16 protein-coding genes and 1 CRISPR repeat array are annotated in these 18,670 nt (G+C 55.7%); of the genes, 10 read left to right on the forward strand and 6 right to left on the reverse strand.

Going from position 1 to position 18,670, the window contains the following annotated elements:
- The first annotated feature begins 6 nt into the window (after window positions 1-6).
- Genes J1C54_RS07990 through J1C54_RS08000 form a run of 3 tightly spaced genes read left to right on the forward strand, consistent with a single transcriptional unit; the run spans window position 7 to window position 2,265 of the window.
- A complete protein-coding gene (locus J1C54_RS07990) occupies window positions 7-942 on the forward strand; it encodes a hypothetical protein (protein ID WP_229146270.1) in 936 nt (311 codons plus the stop codon).
- A gap of 20 nt (window positions 943-962) precedes the next feature.
- Window positions 963-1,241, forward strand: a complete 279-nt coding sequence (locus J1C54_RS07995) for a hypothetical protein (protein WP_229146271.1) — start codon at window positions 963-965, stop codon at window positions 1,239-1,241.
- A gap of 22 nt (window positions 1,242-1,263) precedes the next feature.
- Window positions 1,264-2,265, forward strand: a complete 1,002-nt coding sequence (locus J1C54_RS08000) for a hypothetical protein (protein WP_229146272.1) — start codon at window positions 1,264-1,266, stop codon at window positions 2,263-2,265.
- 84 nt (window positions 2,266-2,349) lie between these two features.
- Here J1C54_RS08000 and J1C54_RS08005 read toward each other — a convergent pair whose 3' ends face one another.
- Window positions 2,350-2,694: a hypothetical protein gene (locus tag J1C54_RS08005; protein ID WP_229146273.1), complete on the reverse strand. Its 345-nt coding sequence runs from the start codon at window positions 2,692-2,694 to the stop codon at window positions 2,350-2,352.
- A gap of 286 nt (window positions 2,695-2,980) precedes the next feature.
- Between J1C54_RS08005 and J1C54_RS08010 the strand changes: the two genes are divergently transcribed.
- Entirely contained in the window at window positions 2,981-4,432 is a 1,452-nt protein-coding gene (locus tag J1C54_RS08010; RefSeq protein ID WP_229146274.1) for a S1C family serine protease, read from the forward strand.
- A gap of 49 nt (window positions 4,433-4,481) precedes the next feature.
- On the opposite strand, the gene J1C54_RS08015 is transcribed toward J1C54_RS08010, so the two are convergent.
- Entirely contained in the window at window positions 4,482-5,084 is a 603-nt protein-coding gene (locus J1C54_RS08015; RefSeq protein ID WP_229146275.1) for a hypothetical protein, read from the reverse strand.
- Between the two features lie 330 nt (window positions 5,085-5,414).
- On the opposite strand from J1C54_RS08015, the gene J1C54_RS08020 reads away from it, so the two are divergent.
- Window positions 5,415-6,407, forward strand: coding sequence for a hypothetical protein (locus J1C54_RS08020; RefSeq protein WP_229146276.1), 993 nt, complete (start codon window positions 5,415-5,417; stop codon window positions 6,405-6,407).
- Between the two features lie 94 nt (window positions 6,408-6,501).
- On the opposite strand, the gene J1C54_RS08025 is transcribed toward J1C54_RS08020, so the two are convergent.
- Window positions 6,502-7,221 carry a hypothetical protein gene (locus J1C54_RS08025; protein WP_229146277.1) on the reverse strand — a complete coding sequence of 240 codons (720 nt, stop codon included), beginning with the start codon at window positions 7,219-7,221 and terminating at the stop codon, window positions 6,502-6,504.
- Window positions 7,222-8,756: 1,535 nt separating this feature from the next.
- Here J1C54_RS08025 and J1C54_RS08030 point away from each other — a divergent pair.
- Window positions 8,757-8,915: a hypothetical protein gene (locus J1C54_RS08030; protein ID WP_229146278.1), complete on the forward strand. Its 159-nt coding sequence runs from the start codon at window positions 8,757-8,759 to the stop codon at window positions 8,913-8,915.
- Window positions 8,916-9,375: 460 nt separating this feature from the next.
- A CRISPR array of direct repeats spans window positions 9,376-10,055; the repeat unit is 29 nt; unit sequence CCTTTGATCCGTCCGCAAAGCGGACGGGT.
- Window positions 10,056-10,081: 26 nt separating this feature from the next.
- On the opposite strand, the gene J1C54_RS08035 is transcribed toward J1C54_RS08030, so the two are convergent.
- Genes J1C54_RS08035 through J1C54_RS08045 form a run of 3 tightly spaced genes read right to left on the reverse strand, consistent with a single transcriptional unit; the run spans window position 10,082 to window position 13,921 of the window.
- On the reverse strand, window positions 10,082-12,301 hold the full coding sequence (locus J1C54_RS08035) for an ATP-dependent DNA helicase (protein ID WP_229146279.1): 2,220 nt from the start codon (window positions 12,299-12,301) through the stop codon (window positions 10,082-10,084).
- A gap of 8 nt (window positions 12,302-12,309) precedes the next feature.
- Window positions 12,310-12,846 (reverse strand): type I-F CRISPR-associated endoribonuclease Cas6/Csy4, encoded by a 537-nt coding sequence (locus tag J1C54_RS08040; protein WP_229146280.1) that lies wholly within the window; start codon window positions 12,844-12,846, stop codon window positions 12,310-12,312.
- Window positions 12,839-13,921 carry a hypothetical protein gene (locus tag J1C54_RS08045; RefSeq protein WP_229146281.1) on the reverse strand — a complete coding sequence of 361 codons (1,083 nt, stop codon included), beginning with the start codon at window positions 13,919-13,921 and terminating at the stop codon, window positions 12,839-12,841. Before J1C54_RS08045 ends, J1C54_RS08040 begins: the two co-directional genes overlap by 8 nt.
- 76 nt (window positions 13,922-13,997) lie before the next feature.
- Here J1C54_RS08045 and J1C54_RS08050 point away from each other — a divergent pair, with 76 nt between their 5' ends.
- The 4 genes from J1C54_RS08050 to J1C54_RS08065 all read left to right on the forward strand — a co-directional run bounded on the left by J1C54_RS08050 (window position 13,998) and on the right by J1C54_RS08065 (window position 18,531).
- On the forward strand, window positions 13,998-14,648 hold the full coding sequence (locus J1C54_RS08050) for a hypothetical protein (protein WP_229146282.1): 651 nt from the start codon (window positions 13,998-14,000) through the stop codon (window positions 14,646-14,648).
- Window positions 14,645-15,310 (forward strand): hypothetical protein, encoded by a 666-nt coding sequence (locus J1C54_RS08055; protein WP_229146283.1) that lies wholly within the window; start codon window positions 14,645-14,647, stop codon window positions 15,308-15,310. Before J1C54_RS08050 ends, J1C54_RS08055 begins: the two co-directional genes overlap by 4 nt.
- Before the next feature lie 67 nt (window positions 15,311-15,377).
- A complete protein-coding gene (locus J1C54_RS08060; protein ID WP_229146284.1) occupies window positions 15,378-15,680 on the forward strand; it encodes a hypothetical protein in 303 nt (100 codons plus the stop codon).
- A 73-nt stretch (window positions 15,681-15,753) separates the two neighbouring features.
- A complete protein-coding gene (locus J1C54_RS08065; RefSeq protein ID WP_229146285.1) occupies window positions 15,754-18,531 on the forward strand; it encodes a DNA methyltransferase in 2,778 nt (925 codons plus the stop codon).
- Window positions 18,532-18,670: the final 139 nt, after the last annotated feature.

An 18,670-nucleotide genomic window follows, 5' to 3' on the forward strand; every position in this document is an offset into this window, starting at 1 on the left:
AGATTCATGTCAAATACGACCGGGCGTAGCCCGAATAATCGCGTTACGGAAGGCAACCAGAGTCGGTCGCGTGAGCGTCGGCATAATCAGGCCGCATCGTCGGGCCCAGGGTTATTCTTGGGGGTGGGCGATGGACTGCGTGTTACTCCCAAAAAAGCATTTAGCCCTATATCTGTTGCTGAAGTTGTTTCGAACGAGCCGTACGTCCTGACCGTGACGCGGGTGGAGCGTGCTGACGATTTGGCGTTGAAAGGGCTTCGGGTCGCGACGATCCCGTCTCGGGTGCTTTATTTCGACACCACCCGTGATGCCGATTTCCCTAGTGGGAGAAACTGGATATTTGCGCATGGCGCCTCGGCTCGCGCGGTAGAAATGTCTCGTGGGAAAGGCCAAAGCCTAACAGTGCGCCCGCACCCTGATGCAGCGAGCGAAGACATTCGCCGTTCAATCGAGTCCGGCTTCACGGTGAGGTTTACTGGTGAAGAGGATGACATGGGCGCGCCGGTGCTCGCTGTGGCAGCAGATGCTCCCTGGGTGGTAAAGCCGCTCGAGTCTGTAGGCAAGGACTGGTGGCGATCGCCGATGCGATGCTGGATGACAGCGCTGGAGGAAGATTTCCGTTCCGCGCTTGATGTCGAGGCTGATGCGCAGCGGTACCTGGCAGCACTGGCGCTGGAAAATTTGGCAGGCGATATGTTTCGCGAGCGAGTCCGGCAGATTGATAGAGGCAAGTTGCCGTCGGACCAGTACACCCAATTCCGAGAGCTGCAAGATGCCATCGGGGTGCTGCGCCGTCAGGAGGAGGCCAGATTGGCTTCGCCTTCTATTTTGAAGGCTCTTGATGATCTGGTGCCGGAAGTACTTGAACGAGTTGTGAGTCGCGCCAACGAGCTCAATAAAGAGCTTGATCCGGAAGCGGCACCAATCGGCATGAATCCCTAACAATCTCCGGTGAGGATGATATGAGCAACGACAAGATTCGCGTCCAGGTGAGTCGGGAAGTTACCAGCATCGATACGCATGTCGTGTATATGACTCAAGAAGAGTTCGATCGCATGAAGGAGATCGATGAATTGCATGAAAAGGCCGAGTACGCGATTGGCCTACCGCATGCTCTACTTGATGGCGACGAGGTAATGGACTCTGCCCTTCGGTCTATTGAAATAGGCACGGAGAAAGATGCGCGCCACGAGGTGCTTTTAGCGGATGACGAGTCTGCTCATTCCATGGTGGTCGATTAATTCCGTTCTCACGGGAGGCAATATGGAAGCCGATATTCTCAAGCTGATTAGGTCCCTGCTCGATGAGAGCAAACAGTTGGCGGATGATGTCCGTGCTTTAGACCCTCGGCGATGCTGGCTCTATACCGCGAACGAAGCGCCGGTCAAGACGACGATTCACTGGGTGCTGCAGGACTTTCGGTACCGCGACGATCGGACGCCTGAGCAACGGGCCATGCTTGGCCCCCACAAAAACCCTCGGATTGAGCGGTATCCAGGGATATGCGCTGTCGATCCTGAGACCATGGCCCGGGTCGAGCGGATCAATACCACCAAGAAGCGCCTTCAGGATGACATTCAGGGCTATCGAGCGGAGCTCAGCGTCAAAACGGGCGAGAAGCTGCTGAGCGGATTAAACCTGAAGCGTGATCCTGCGCTACAAATGATGCTGGGCGACGCCGGCCTGACGCGGGTCAACCTGATGAAGATGTACCGACATTTGCCGGCTTTCGTTGAGCCGGTGAAGTCAGTCAATTATCAGCGGGTTCTGTCGACCCCGCACGTAAAGACCCTGACGTCAGAGCAGCTGATTGCCTTGATCGATGCGCGGATCGCCAAACTGCGCAATGACGGCACATCCAGACGGGCAATGCTTGAGGCGCGTGAGCGGGTGTTGGATGAGCCTGACGTTCACTATGCCAAGGTCAGGACTGTCGCCCCCCAGTTGCGGGCGAATGTGGCAATAGGTCGCGGTGGTCGAGACAACACCAAGGTAGTGCAGGCGGCCATGCCGATATTCGTGCTTGGCGATGTGCTGCCGACGCATAATGGCGCAACGCTGCCGACGCCGCTTCTGCCAGAGGACCAACAGGCGATGGAGGCTGAGCTGGGGGAGCGTACCAGAGTCAGGAACCAGAAGATTCTGGAAGACGTGGAGTTTATCAAGGACCTGGGTATTCACCGCTACATTGAAGGGAGGTCAACGCGCGCCATCTTCCCTAAGGACGAGGACGAGAACGATATCGTCCCGGGCATGCGGATTTAATCCAGATAGGGAGTGCTGTCTAGGGTACTAGATAGGGGGATTGTGGCGCCGAAGAGGAGGGCGGGGCGCAAGCGCCCCTGACGATCAGTTGCAGTACGTGGTGCTGCCAATTTTGTTGCAGACCGTTCCATCGGACCCGTACGTAGTGTTGCCGATGCGGTTCACAGTGGATCCGTCGGAGTTGTACAGGGTATTGCCGATCTGTGTCGACGTGCTGCCGTCCGAGCCATACGTCGTATTCCCAATCCTGTTTGAGGTGACCCCATTGGAATTGTAAGTCGTATTGCCGATGGTATTGGATGTGCCATTCGGGCCATAGGTAGTGTTGCCAATCTTGTTGTAGGCCCCAGGCGAGCCGTGGAGGTAGTCGCCTGCCATGGCGCCACTACTGAGAAGCAGGGCCAGAGCCCCAAGCAGTGCTGATTTCATTGTCGCTCCCGTCAACGGCCAGAAAATTGGCCTTGTACTCCTACGATGCGCCTTTTAGCCCGATCTTCCAAGGCCCCATTTTCTCGAGCGTGCAGCCCCGAAGCAGCCGTTAGGTAGAGTTGCCTTGAGCGCGCTTGAATACATTTTGAAATCCGGCGATCGTTTGTTGTAGACGCGTCTGACGCGCCCCAAGCCCGTCCCCGCCCCCCGAGGCACGCGCTAATTTTTTTGATTTTCTGTCGGGAATCCGGCAAAACGTACGAGAGAGAAATCCACAGGGGGTCACATGACCAGGCTTTTGACGCTAATCTTTACCTTCATGATGATCGGCGGGTGCGCTTCATCTGGCGGGGTCACAGAAACAACATCCCCAAAGCGTGGTGCCCCTGTCAGCGTCGCTGACGACCCTGCCTCACAGCTCCGATACGTATTCGAGCTTAAGGCCAACCTGGGCGAGGGGGAGACGACGCTCGGCTCGGGCTTCCTCCATAAGGGAACAGTGATCACTAATGCGCATGTGGTCGCTGACGCCAAATGGGTCGACATCTACGACCAGGGCGGGGAGCATGTCGGCACGGCCGCTTACGCCCTCCACGTAGATAACACGAACGATATCGCAATCCTGCCTCTTCCCGGCAACTCCGCCGAAGGCATCCCTTTGGCCGGTGGGAATGTACGAACCGGAGAGCCCGTCTGGGCTTTCGGATCACCAATGGGCTTTCGCAATACGGTCTCGAACGGCATCGTATCCGCAGTCAGAGAAGTCGAAGGCAAACAGCTCATCCAAATCACCGCCCCCATTTCAACAGGCTCATCAGGCGGCCCCGTGCTTAACGATGCCGGCGAAGCAATCGGCGTGGTGGTTTCGACCTACCAAGAAGCGCAAAACATCAACTTTGCGATCCCAGTCACGCTCCTGCCGGCTGGCATTCAGGATCTGAGCGCACAGAAAGCCTTCCCGTCAGTGGCAGATCTGGCACCAGATGACGAGCTCTCGGCCACGGACTTGCTCATGCTGATGTCCCTTATGCACTCACAGCAGGCCGAGTACGGCGAGGCTTACGAAATGGAAATCACAAGCGACCAAGAGTTTGGAGAACGGCGTATCTTTTTCTTGACGTTTCAAGCCGACGCTTATCAATCACTCGAAGTATCAGCATGGGTAGATCGCGGAGACGTTACCGTGGGCGTGTACGAGTCGGTGATTGGTGAGGACAGAGAGCCATGGATCTTAGAAGACAAAGGTAGCGGGCTGGGCAACGCATCGATCGTTCGCGGTGAAGCGCCCAAAAAGGGTACATATTTTGCCATGCTGATGATGGATAAAGGGCTCGATCAAAAGGCGTACGTCTGGCTTGGGAATACACCGAACAATATCGCGCTAGACAAACGGTGGAAGGCGGTCTCAGAGACAGACGATACCGAGTTTTACGTTGACAGCAAGAGCATACAGCGGCCTGATCAATACGAAAGTTTGGCATTCAGCGAATTCAAGCCCGTTTCGGCGTGGACGTATCAGTATCACATTATCGAGCAGGATCTCGGCGGCTTTAGCTACAATGCAACGCTGGGACTGGCTGACTTCTACTGTAAAAGCAGGCAAGTGCAGTTCAAGCAGGTCACGCATATGAATTTGGAAACCGGCGCCAGAAAAGAGCGAGTGGCCTATCACGCTCGAACAGACGTCATCCCAGGCAGTGCCGGCGAGCATATGTGGGAATATGTCTGCCGCAAATAAAGACTGGAACCCAACGCTGAACAGTGAGGTTCAGGGCGCCGTCCGGCAATCAGAACAAACTGAGGCTGGCGGAGCTGTCGGGCTCGTCATCTTCAGCCTGACAAGCATCGTCATCCTTTTCAGAGGCCCGTTCTAGGCCTGTCACCAGGTCGTCGACGGCATGGTTCATGCCGTATTCAGAGAGGGTGTCATAGAAGCACGCCTTTGTGCTCACGACCGCATCTATCAGTTCGTCGGCACCCATTACCAGAAGGGACTCATGGATCGCGTCCTTCAGATCTCCCTGATGAAACTCCTCACCGGTTTCGCCGGCGTGATTGCTGGCGGCCAGGTACCAGGCCTTGAGGTATCGGTCCCGGAAGTCCGCCAGCAATGCGGGTTGACTCGCTGACAGGGTCGGGAGCTGGCCGGCCAGCCAGATGCGGTCATTGGGTGAACCATGCTCATCGAGTACAGCCCGCAGGGACAGGCGTGTATTCAGGACGGCCTCACGAAAACGTTCGACGGGCATACCGACAATCAGATCATCCAGAAAATCTTGGTAGCAGAGGACGGTGCTGTCTTCGCCACGTTCTTCGCCGGCGCGCTCCGCCGCGGTAATAAGGCAATCCTTGAAGCGCTGCTTTTCCGGTATCAGGGTGTAGCTTGTCATGATTCTCTCCTGGCCAGCCATCAACGAGGAACTGCAGAGCGGTGCGGCCATATTATGGTTCCAATTAAAACCATACTTTGGGCAAACGGCCAACCTATGCTTTCAGTTTTCGCGAGCGCGACGCTGCGCGGACAAACTATGGTGACATTGACACCATAGTTTGGCCAAAACGGACAACTTATGGTTTCAACTGCTGCCGCTGATCGATGCGTGCTTTTTCCTGTTCCGGGGCTGTGTTTGGCATGATACTGTCCCGCGTAGATTGTGGTGGGATGCGGTTATCATATCAGCTGTCTCGTCACACTGGAGCGAAGCCAAGAGACCTCAATCATGACTGAAACCAGACATCCCAGCATCGACCAATCAAGGGTGGCCGCACGCCGGGTCCACGAGCATTTCAATACCAAGAACAACCCGATGTCTCTCGAAGAGGCCCAAGAGATGGCTGCATATATCCTGGGCTACGAATCCTGGTCGGCACTGGCGTCCTGGGCAGGGAAAGGTGAGAGGTTTCTGCCCGACGAGTGTTTGCATCCATGGGAGCAGGAGGTTCGCCTGTTCAGGCAGGCGGTCAACCTGACAAACATTAATGGCGGGATGCGCTTTCATCACGAACAACTTGTGCAACAGCTTCGCCTCACTGCCGAGAATCCGAGCTCGGATCGGCTCGCGTACAATCCATGGACCACCAACCAGATGAGCCACACAGCCAGCAGCGGGACAGGGAAGACCATCCTGCTAGGCCGGAAAGGCTGGCGGTTCAGGCCGTCTCTGCGAAGCGAGCGGGCATTGGGGACCTTTCGAGACAGGAGCAGTGCGTATTGGGAGGAAGGCTCGATAACCTTCGAACAGTACAACCAGTATCTGAAGGCGCTTATTCAGCGACAACCGGAGAACATTTTCGCGCTCACAGAGGTGATTCACCTCCACGCGGATATAACAGGGCGCTCACCAAATCGGAGGCGAGTAGAGCAGCTTGAGCGTGCAATGAGAGAAATACTGCCATTCGGGATAAGGAAAGAAGATCTTGAAGGGGACGATGAAAACTATGTCGCCGGCAGAATGGAAACTTACGAGGGATACAATCGAGATTTCAAGGGAGCTGTGTATATCCTTGCTACCGCGCTGTACGTCCTGAAGGAGTACGAGGCCGCCGGTGAGTGGTTTCGGGCCAGCCTGCGTATCAATGATTGCAATGCTTTCGATCGCGAGTACTTCTACCTGGCTGATTTGGCGGGGCTGCGCCCTAAGGGTGATGTCCACAAGTCGGAGTGGGGGCCGGCTGCCACACAGTGTCGCAGCCCTACAAGAGACGGCCGTTAAGTCGTTGTCTGCCAGAAAGTCCTTGAAATGTTGCTTTCCGGCATGAGGGTTAACGCCTGCGGGGTGTGATGCTGGAGATGCGCTTTAACTCGGGTCAGGAATAGGCCAAGAAGTAGTCATGGTTCTGTTCATCGTTAAAGTGGTACGGAGAGTCGGGCCGGGGGCCATGGTCTACTTCATGCGAGACCACCATGACCTGGGTATTGAAATCGAATGCCAAGCAAATGGCCACATCGATCGGGTGAAGGTTAAAGAACATGACTCGATCGCAAACTCTGAAAGGTTCCTCTCGCCCCTCGGGCATCAGGATAAAGGCTCTTGTTGATCCTGGCGGCTCTCCGGGGCAAATCAGGCATTGCAGATCAACCTGGAAGCCTTCAGTGCTCGCGTAATGTTCGATGATTTCATCAGAAGTTTCGTCCCACCACTCCCTAAGATCTTCCAGCCGGTCCTCTGCAATAGGCAGGGTGGCCATTATCCAATCAGCAATCTCTTCCTCATAGACTGAGCGGATCAGGCAGCCAATGAAGAAGCCGCGAAGCTGGTCATCCTCAAGCAGCAGAGAGCGCAGGCCGGGGTATTCGTCTTTACGAATAGCCAAAAGCAGCGGGGTCAGGCCGTCGAAGAATGCCTGTTCTTCATCTCTTACGGGGGCTTTGGCGGATTCAGAAGGCCAGGGGATCATTGGATACGGGAGATTGGCGACTTGCAGTGCCGTCAGGTGATCGTAGGCTTCGGCCTCAAAGAAATCCGGCAGGGGGGCGTTGGCCAGATACGTTTTGATGTTTTGAAGCGCCTTGTCGTCAGTAGCCATGACAGTCTCCTGCTGAGTAATTCCCAGTGTAGTTGCCCGCGAGCAATTCGTCCCCTGTATGCCGCCCTGACCGCCAGCCATTAACGCGGATATTCTAGGGCGGCGCGGCCAGACTATGGTCCCCATTCCGAGTCGGTGTAGTCAAACAATAAAGTTAGTAAATAGACAATAAAGTTGGTAAATGAACTGGCGAAAGATTGGCCCTTTTTAATCCTCTAATCCCAGAGCAACCCGGGTTTTGGGGGGGTTCAGGGCAAGAGATTTACCAACTTTATTTTGTTTTGTGTGGTGGTGTGTGGCGATGGAATGCTGCCTCCAGGGTGTTTTGTTTACCAACTTTATTGATTAGCGCCGGTCGGCGGCATACTGAGAGGACAGACTATGCTGACATTGAAACCATAGTTTGGCCAAAACGGACAACTTATGGTTTCAACGGCTGCCCCCGATCGAGGTGTGCCTGGGCGGGTGATCCGGTGGGGCTGCCCCCACGGTGCGGGGGAGGCTTAACCTGGCGGGGGAATCCCATGGGGTGGGACGCCGGCGCGTGTTGTCGGAGACTCCATGCGAGTGGATCGGGCAATCGGTCGCCTGGGGAGGCGCTGCCGGCGTCGGCAACCATGATGGGGCTATCCCCGGGGTGTGGCTGTCAGCCTATGGTGCGCCTGGTTGTAGGAGGATGCCGTTGGGAGGGCGAGGTTTTTGGTTATACCAGCACTGACCGTCTTCCCCAACGGCAGGGTACCACCCTAAACCCTGTCCTCCCCATATCGGTTATACCAGCACTGACCCGCCCAACCCACCCCTCACCATAAACCCCTTTACCCCTACCAAAATGCTCTCCCGACACCCCTCCCGGGACAGGATCGTGGAGGAGCCCCTACGGTGGTGGGGGTTGCCCTAAACCCCTTGGGGGAAGCCCCAGAAAAACAAAAACACCCAGGGGATCTGGCTCTACTGCATACAATTTAGTTTGATCATAAATTAGACGATTTAAGAGGAGTGGCTCATTATTTGATAAGTTAGACACCGTAACTTATCAAATAATGAGCCACTGTCATATTGGGCCAGCCTGAAAACAGAGATGCCATACGGTTTTGTTTCCCCCAAAATGTAGAGAGCCCCCTACTGATAAGGGGGTGACCCCAGACCTGTTTGCACGTGCGTGCGTGACTTGGACAGGGTCATGGCAGAGGGTCGGGGATAAAGCCTGGCTTAGCCTTGAGGCGGGGTGAGCCTTGGTGGTCAGTGCTGGTATAACGGAGAGTGGTCTGCTGGCTGATCGAGCGGGGATTGCCGGCGTCCTGGTGATCCGGTGGCCAGGGTGGATAATCCGTGCGCGGAAAAGATTATTTGTGCAAAACACCATTAGGCCAGGATTTCTTGTGCGGTGACGAGTCGGCCAGGCTGGTCGTGTGGATTGCAGAAACTGCTGCAAGGATCGGGGAGTGTGCTGGCGGGATAATAAATGGTGGCCCGCAAAATAAGCGTCGCCGAATGAGCTATAATGCCCTCCTGTCCTTGCCGGAGCATCCAGAATGCGTCTTCTTAGGGTTGCCGTACCGCTAATCATCATCATCACTTTCTTAGCAATCTTCGTGCTGGCAATCCTTGACAAGAATCTTTCTGCGGCCGCGGCCGCAGGCGCTATTGCAATGGTGGCCGCACTCGCCCTTGCGGTGACAGTGGCCAGATAACATCGCGGTCATCCGGTCGAACTTCGATACCCCTGCGCTTTCCGGCGCGCAATCATGTATCCCCGCTAGAAAGGCGGTTTCTGCCCGCGGCCTTTCTTCACAGCAGCTGCACTACCACAGCTGTGGATTGCAGAAACTGCTGCAAGGATCGGAGAGGGTGCTGGCGGATAACTCCCCCGTTACACCATAAGTCTATAACGCGATTTATAGGACAAGTTTGTAAAAGTCGGCCATTTGCGTCCCGGAGCCGGCTCCTCATCCAGCGGGAATCCGCACCATCCCTGGCGTTATAACCTTTCCCTGCCAGCTTTTATAAAGTTCTCCTGAAAATTTATAGCTTTATCCTGAAATTCTCACTGTCGGGGCTGTTTTTTGTTGGGTGTGGCTGGCGGACCGTGGTGGTCAGTGCTGGTATAACGGGAAAATGAGCGCTGGCCACCGCGAGGTGCGGTAGCCAGGCTCGAGGTTCCATCCGCCAGGCGGACGGGTGCAGACGCTCAGATGCCGACCTTGTCGTGCTGGCGGGCCTTTGATCCGTCCGCAAAGCGGACGGGTAAGTTAAAGGAAATCCTAAGACCTCCCAGCCGTCCGCGGAGCGGACGGGTTCAGACAGGCCCTGATCATTTGCCGGATCTTCGACTCCCTTTGATCCGTCCGCAAAGCGGACGGGTACAGATGGTTTGGTTTGGCCACCGGGGGACTTCCAGACCTTTGATCCGTCCGCAAAGCGGACGGGTACAGATGATATCAGGCCTTCTATGCTTACCTAGTGTCCCTTTGATCCGTCCGCAAAGCGGACGGGTGCAGATGTTTACGAATCGTGAACCATACAGTTCGCGCCCTTTGATCCGTCCGCAAGGCGGACGGGTGCAGACGTTTATCCGAACTGCAGGACTTTTACTTTGCCCTTTGATCCGTCCGCAAAGCGGACGGGTGCAGACGTTCATGACTAATTTCATTGAATATGTATGTCCTTTGATCCGTCCGCAAAGCGGACGGGTACAGATGAAAGAAGGAATATAGGATGATCTGTTATTTCCTTTGATCCGTCCGCAAAGCGGACGGGTACAGATGCGTGCATCAGAGTTTGAGACATCTTTCGCGCCTTTGATCCGTCCGCAAAGCGGACGGGTACAGATGTGATGTTCAGTAACCACATGATGAAACTAGACAATCGGCGTGTGCAGCGTGCCATTTTCAAGGAAAAGCCTCGCCGCCGGGAACGCTCTCTTTCGGAATCTGAGCGGAATCGCTGACGCCAACACCGGCCGTGCACGAGAGGGTGGAGCCTCGAGCACAACCGGATCCATGCTGTTCGCTACCTCCTCCGGTAACGGGAACCGAGGGTCGGCTATCCAGATCGTTACCCGGTCACTGGCTCTGCGAATGCCTCGTCCAATGCCCTGAGCAAGCCTCCGCCGGGTTTCGGTTGCAATGCGCCCCATCACCATGCCACCAATCATGTCAGCGCTCATGCCGGCTCGCTCAAGCGCCATGCGATAAAGCATCAGGCGAATACTGTCAGGCCGGATATTCGGCAGCCTGGTAATAACGACATGACTCAGAACACCAGGCAGATCGATACCCTCCCACCCGGCCGGCGTGATCAATACACCGTTCTTGCTGCTTTTGAAATCAGCCAGAAACGAACGCAGGCCTGTGCCTCGCCGATGAAACTGAACCCCTTCCACGCCTTGAAGCCGCTCTTCAAGTAGCTCTGTTTCTACAAACGAGGTAGTAAGGACCAAAGTCCTGCCACCGGACGCCTGCGCGGCGCGAACCATTTTGGCGGCGTAACCTAGCCACGCATCCGATAGCACCGCTTGGCCATCGTCATCCTCGTCCGCCCTGATAAAAGGCGGCTCGACACGAGGGTCCGCCAGCACAAACTTCATGCTCCCGAACGAAGATGGCTCAAAGGTGCGGAAAAGATCGGTTTGCACAAAATGCGGAGAATCACCGCTCTTGGATGGCCGATACTGAATGCCGATATCCTGCATGAAGAGGTCAAATGCTTCAGGCATTGGGCGCCCAGGAATGCCGAGTGTCGCCGAGGTGAAAAGTACCGATCGGAAGTAACTGCCCGGCGGGCTTGGATCCTCTTCCCAGTCGCGGTTAACCACTGCCCACATCCTGGCCAGAATGCGCCCCGGAAACGCCTGTCCAACTCGCACACTCGGGAATGCTCGCACCGGTGACCAACTCACCGCCCCAGCACTGTTGGTGTCGGAAAGCGCCTGAATGACATCATGAACCTGAACGGCCAGATCGCAGAACACCGCATCGTCAGCGGAAAGATTCTCTTGCTTTGCCAGCGAAGCAGCCCGGCGGCCAATGGCATTTTTAAGGTGCTGCAGCTGCTCTCTGACGCGAGCAAGCTCGGGGCTATTGCCGGTCAGTGGGATTGCCAGAACACGATCGTCCGGCCGCAAACGGTCAATCGCTGCCATCACACCGACCATGGCATCTCGGTACCGCTTGTTGCCCGTCTCAATCGACGCGCGCTCACAGATCGATAGCGCTTTATGCAGGGGAACATCTGCCGCTATCGCGGAGTCGGCAGCGGTCGGCAACCGGTCAGCCTCATCGAAAACCATCGCAGCGATCTGCCTGTCGCTATCGAGCAGGCCTCCCCAGCGGAAGCTGTTCATGACAGAAAGCGTATGGTTCACAATCAACACATCTGCATCCTTGCTGGCGACCAAATCTCGATGGAATTGCTGGAGATCATCGTCGTCTTGCGAGAGAGACAAGCCGATTGCTGAATGGCTCACGCCCGCCGGCAAGGACTCAAGACCGGTGTCACGCAGGAAATCATCCAGAATCCCACTGTTAATTCTCTGCCCGTCTTTGCTCTCGGCCTCAACCCAGTCCAGCAATCTCTCCAGAAAGTCCGCCAGCGCGGCGTTGCCATCCGTCATCGCAGCGTCCACCAGCCGTGCGACAGAGGATGCAGACACGTAATTGCTGCGGCCAACCCGGCGAGCACTTCGAAGCACCACGCCAGTACGCTCACGGATCCATTCCGCAACCAATGAAACATCATTCAGCAGCTGCTCCTGGAGATGCCGGGTAAAGGTGCTGACCGCCACTCTCTGGCCACTGCGTGCGGAATAAGATAGCAGCGGCACCAGATAGCCGATCGATTTTCCGGTACCGGTTGCCGCCTGCAGGATGGTCAGCGCCGCTCGCCGGCTCCCGCTGGGGTCTTCACGGCAAAAAGCCTGGGCGGCCAATTGCGCATACTCGTACTGGGCGGGATTGTGAGAGAAGGACTTGCCCTCAGGGTGCCCGGCAAGGGTGATGACACCGTCTGGGCCAAGGATGGCCTCAACGTCCTCTAAAATCAGGGTCTCTAGCTGCTCCGGGGTCGCGTGGCGCGGCATGCGCTCTCCTAAAAACGTGGCAATGGATAACCCAGCCCATAGCTCGCGCCGCCACGTAGGCTGGCGTCATCAACGGCGACGTTAACGAAAAGCGAGTAGGACTGCCGGGTGGACTGGCTTCGCATCCGCAAATAGAAAGGCGCAGGCCTGGCGGTGACACGCTTGCGCATCGAGCGACCATTTTTGGCTTCATGCCGATTTTGTCTGGCCAGGTAGCCATCATTCTTTTCTGCAGCGCGATCTCTATAAAACGTGATCCGAGCGTCGGTGGCGGGGGTGGGCTCAATATTCCCCACGGTTACCAGCCCGGCCTGAGAGAGAGGGGACGTAGCATCAGCGAAGGCTTTAAGGGCATCACCGTCACCGAAAACCCGCATGCGCATTCCCAGCGAGCTGGGGGCGAGTCGGTACTCAGGCCAAGTCACCGCCAGCAATGCACCGGCCGCACGGCACCGGTGAACCGCATACAGCAGTCGCTCGTGAATTTCGTAGCAGATGCTGCGCTCGACAATCAAAACATCGATGTGCTGGGCATCATTAACCATTGGCGGCAGCCTTGGTGGTCGGGATGCTGAAGTCCGCATCCTTGAGGGCTGCAACGAGTGCAGATTGCGCTGCCTTCAACACATCGCCTTCGACCTGCAGTGCATCAAACGGCTCGAACCGAACGGCACCAATCTGAACGCGACCCTGGTTCGTGACCTCGTACACCGTCCACTCCCCGGCAACCAGGCCACAACCATTGGATGTATGGGCGCCAAGCAGCGGCTCCCGGGCAAATACGTCCAGAGCCGCCAGCAACAGGCCGAGCTCCACGTCGTTAGAGCGCAACAAGTGCATCCGCTGTTCCAGATACTGGCCTTCGGGAATGGCCTTGTAGCCGGCCAGTGGCATGCCGACAGACACGTCCTTGGATCCGGATTCATCCCGGATATCGGCAAGCTCCTTCTCGGCGTCTGCGATTTTGACGCTCAGCGATTCAACCTGTGCCTCGTCTTTTTCACGACGGGCTTTGCGCCGGGCCGTCTCAAGCTGTTTAAGACTCGCCCGCACCGACGATTGATCACGATTACCTTCCGCTTGACGCACCAGGGATTGGACATCATCGTCGCTCAGGTAGGCAGCCTGAGACCTGTCCCGGTAGAGGTCATCAGTTCTGGCGCCAGAGAAAACCTGGGGTGCAACATCGTTGCGACAGACCGCATTCCCCACCGAGAGATGGCCGGCAACAAATCCCAGCTCGCCGGCATCACCAGCGCCGAAAACAGAGAGCAGGGGATTTTTCTGGCGCCAGTACGCCTCATGGGCGACGGAGGCTTTGCTGGTCTCCCCGCTGCCCTTGATGCCGCCCAGGGTAAGAAAGTAGTGCTGATCGAGGGAGAACGGGGTTTCATTGCCGGTTGCCGCAATGACGTGCTGGCGAACCGCATCGCGCGCGCAGCGCCGTAACTTGCCCCGGATCCCGGTGGCGGGGAAGTAAAGTCTGGTACCGGAGCCGGTCATCGTGTGCGGGATAGGTGATGGCTTTCCAGAGCCCCCCTCGCGGTCCATCAGATCCTTGCTACAGGTTGCCAGGGGCTGCACGGAGGTGAGGCCACCAACCAGGACATAAGTCTTCATAATTCCCTCTTAGGATTTACTATATGCAGACCTGATAGTATCCTCCGGATATCGTGTTCGCAAGCAAAGGGGAATCATGACAACGTCACCGGCTGTCGAATTGTGGATGGAATGTCTGGGAACACCCTTGGGATACGATGATCCCGATACCGCACTGGGGCCGATCCTGCCGCAGCGCGGCGCTGGCGGGGTTATCAAGGAATATCGCCTTGGATCCGGGCGCCCGGTTTACCTCATGCTGTCCCCAGGCAATTCGGTGCTGGTCAGCGCCATTGCCCTGCCTGATCAGCCTGGTCTGACATTTGTGCCCGACGAATCCGTCGACGGCCCGCGCTACATGGCAGAGTGGCTGCTGACTGCGCGACCGCCCTATATTGTTGCGATCGCCGGCAAGGCGAGCCTCGGGCCATTCCTGACGATGACTGAAGATGAGCGCTTCGGCATGCTGTGCCAGTCTGCCGGGAATCAGTCATTCGACATGACAGTGGTCCGTCGAGCCAAGCAGGCCCTGGAGCCCTTCGACTGGCGCACCGCCGCCAGCACGCTGCACCTTATGACTCGCTACCAGGCGTCGCCTTCCGAGGCCGATCGGGAAAAACTCCGGAAAGCGTTCGCCAAGACTCCCGGCCTGAGCGTCGCCTTGATGCAGTCGGGGCTCAAACCAAATTCGGGAGAATACACATTGATGAGCTGGCTCAATCGCCAGCCGCGCCAGGAGGCCGCATGACCGCCAACACTCCCTTCGAGCTGATACTGGAACTGCTGACACCCTTCAGCATGCGTTATCCGGTCACGCTCGATGCGCTGCTCTCTGCCGCGGTATTCAACAAAACCGGGTTGATGGGAAAGGACACCATCGAGCACATCCCGCTGGCCATGGAGAAGGGGATATTCAAAGGCTCGTCACTGCAGTTGCCGAGGATCTGGCAATACTCACCGGTGTGCCGAATCATGGGATTGCGCGGCGAAGGCGATCTGTCACCTGCAGCATTTGCCCCAAAGCGGGCAGGGCGATACGTTTTCATCGACCAGCAGCGCGGCGACTACAAACGCAACCTTTACAGCCATCAAGGCATCCACGCGAAGGAGGTCAGATTCTTCGGCGTGGGCGACCCTGAGAAAACGGTCGCACTTATCCAGCACTACATTCCGGGGCTTGGGAAACGCACCAATGGCGGCGCCGGCGAAATTGTCGGCGTCCACTGGCTCCCAACCGAAGAGGACTACTCGTGGGTATTGCCTGATGGCAGCCCGGCCAGGCCGTTGCCGGTGGCTATCTGGCAAGAGATTGGTGGGGATCCGTCAGCTCCTGTGGCGCCGGCACCGGTTACCCTCCCGTACTGGGAAAGTCCAAAGGTCGATGCGGTTTCTCCTCCACTGGTGCGCTGACCCTATAATGGTCGGCAGACAGATAATGGCCGCCGTCGCCGCAACGTTTTGACAGGAAAGGATACCCATGAGCCCACCTCGATACCCTGATGGAATTGCGGAGATAGAGGATTCCTTCCCTTTCAACGTCACGCCCGCCATCGAGGGCTTGATCGAGTCTGCCGGGGCTCCAGCAGCGCTGCAGCCGGCGCTCGTTCTTGCGTGCGCATCATTTCTCAAAGCATTACCAGGCCATACCCCCGCGATCCCGCCAGAGGCGTTCGCAGCCACTATTCAGAGCGTATGGCCACAAGCAGACGATTTTGTGATCGAGAATCTCATTCAAGGGCTCATGTTGATCGCCACAAAGCACGGTCAGATCGCTGATTGATGGCGTAACGATTCGCGTCCGAAGAAATGGCAGCGCTGGCTGCAACGACAAGAATAGATAACAGAGGAACAACATGCCACTTTCATGGAATGACATCCGCACACGATCCGTCACTTTCGTCCGGGAATGGAGCGAGGAAACCTCGGAGCACGCGGAGGCAAAGAGCTTCTGGGATGATTTTTTCAGTGTGTTTGGGGTTTCTCGCCGGAGAGTCGCTGCGTTCGAGCAGCACGTTAAGAAGGCAGACGGGAAGGATGGCTTCATCGACCTGTTCTGGCCAGGCATGCTGCTCGCCGAACACAAGTCCAGAGGCAAGAATCTGGATTCAGCCTTCACCCAGGCCACCGATTACTTTCCAGGCCTGTCTGACAAGGAATTGCCGAGATACATTATTGTTTCTGATTTTGCCCGGCTCCGGATTCGCAATCTGGACACAGGCGAGAACATTGAGTTCCCACTGGCGGAGTTGCCAGATCGCCTGTCACTGTTCGGTTTCATCGCCGGGTACGAAACAAGGGAATATAAAGAGCAGGACCCGGTAAACATAAAGGCAGCAGAGCGCCTGGCAGAGCTGCATGACGCGCTACGTGACGTAGGCTATGACGGGCATGAACTCGAGGTGTACCTTGTCAGAATCCTGTTCTGCCTATTCGCAGACGACACCGGAATCTTCATGCCTCGAAGCTCATTCGAGGATTTCATCAGAATCCGGACATCAGATGATGGATCCGATCTCGCATCCAGATTGAACGAGATATTCCAGGTGCTTAACACGCCAGCGGAGAAGCGCTTCAGGAACCTGGATGAGCAGCTCGCGACATTCCCCTACGTTAATGGGCGGCTTTTCGAAGAGCACCTCCCAACTGCCAGCTTCGACAGAAAGATGCGGGAGACCTTGCTCTCATGTTGCGAACTGGACTGGGGCGCCATCAGCCCCGCGATATTCGGATCCCTTTTCCAAGGTATTATGGATGCCGACGTTCGGCGCAACCTCGGAGCCCATTACACAAGCGAAAAGAACATCATGAAGGTCATAGGGCCACTATTTCTTGACGACCTTCTCTCCGAGTTCGAAAAGATCCAGACACAGCCAGCAAAACTTCGGGTATTCCACGAAAAGCTCGGACAGCTTCAGTTTATTGACCCCGCGGCCGGCTGCGGAAATTTTCTCGTCATCAGTTACCGAGAAATAAGATTGCTTGAGCTTGAGGTCATCAAGGAACTATACGCAAAGGAAATGCAACAGCTATCAATGGATGCAGCGAGCCAATATGTCAAAGTTGACGTTGACCAATTCCATGGAATAGAGATAGAGGAATGGCCAGCTCAGATCGCCAGAGTAGCAATGTGGCTTATTGATCACCAAATGAACCTTCTGGTCGGCGAGGCATTCGGGCAGACGCTCGTCAGGATTCCTCTCGTTAAGTCGGCTAACATCGCACACGGCAATGCCTTGGATATAGACTGGAGTGATGTTCTTCCTGCTGCGAAATGTAGCTATTTATTTGGAAACCCCCCATTCGTGGGAGCCAAATACATGAGTGCCGAGCAGAGGGCGTGGACAGCCAAGATATTCGAAGGCATCCATGGCGGCGGAGTTCTTGACTTCGTTGCAGCGTGGTACGTGAAAGCTGCAAGATACATGAAAGGAGGGGCCCGCTGTGCTTTCGTATCGACAAATTCCATTTGCCAGGGAGAGCAGGCGGCCCCACTTTGGGGATGGATGATATCTCAAGGAATAAGTATTGATTTTGCACACCGGACATTCCGGTGGAGCAATGAAGCGAAGGGAGTTGCAGCCGTACACTGTGTAATCATAGGGTTTAGTCGAGCTAACAAGAAAGAACGAAAAAGACTGTTTGACTATTCCAGTGTTGATAGTGAACCGGTTGAAGCGGCCGCAAAGAACATCAATCCATACCTTGTAGACGCGCCGGACGTTCTTCTTTCCAATAGGTCAAAGCCCATCTGCGATGTGACACAGATGGGAATAGGGAACAAGCCAATTGATGGCGGGCATTATCTTTTTACAAAAGAAGAAAAGAATGAATTCATTAAGAATGAACCCGGAGCGAAGAAGTGGTTCCGGCCATGGCTTGGATCAAGGGAATTTATTAACGGGATAGAAAGATGGTGTTTATGGCTTGGCGATTGCCCTCCGGATGAGCTTCGTAAATTGCCGCAGTGCATGAAGAAAGTGGAGGACGTAAGAAAATACAGAATGGCAAGCGTCAGTGCCCCTACAAGACGACTCGCCGACACACCAACCAGATTCCATGTCGAAAATATCCCGCAAGACAAGTATCTGCTAATACCGGAAGTGTCGTCAGAGCGCAGGAGATTCATCCCAATTGGCTTTATAGGCCCCCATATACTTTCAAGCAATCTTGTTAAGATATTGCCTAATGCGACGCTGTTTGACTTTGGCATCATGACATCAACGATGCACATGGCATGGACTCGGTCAGTCTGCGGAAGAATGAAGAGCGACTACAGGTATTCAGTTGGAACCGTCTACAACAATTTTCCATGGCCTGTTGATTCAACAGAGAAGCATAGGAGCGCAGTTGAAATAGCTGCGCAGGGCGTTTTAGATACCAGAGCGAAATTTCCAGAATCAACGCTCGCAGATCTTTACGACCCGCTAAGCATGCCACTGGCTTTGGCGAAAGCCCATCAGTCTTTAGACAAGGCTGTTGATGCATGCTACGTGGCGAGTGGCGGAAAAAGCTCGTGGTCCGGAGAGGGGGAAAGAGTGGCCTTTCTGTTCGACTTACATCAAAGGATCACATCAATTCTTCTCGACGACACCTCCGACCAGGCAACTCGGAACAGAAGAAAGAAGAAATAGCCCTATTGTGGTCGCTGAAGCGGGGTTTGGCCGATTTGGCGAACTTTGCTGGCAGTGCGTCGGACGCCGAAAAAGATATTCGCCCCTTGCCTCGCTCAACCCTGCAGTTTATTCGTCTGCAGGCCAGTATGTATCCGAC

It is taken from the genome of Alcanivorax sp. 1008 (assembly GCF_020667895.1).
Taxonomy (GTDB): Bacteria; Pseudomonadota; Gammaproteobacteria; order Pseudomonadales; family Alcanivoracaceae; genus PGZG01.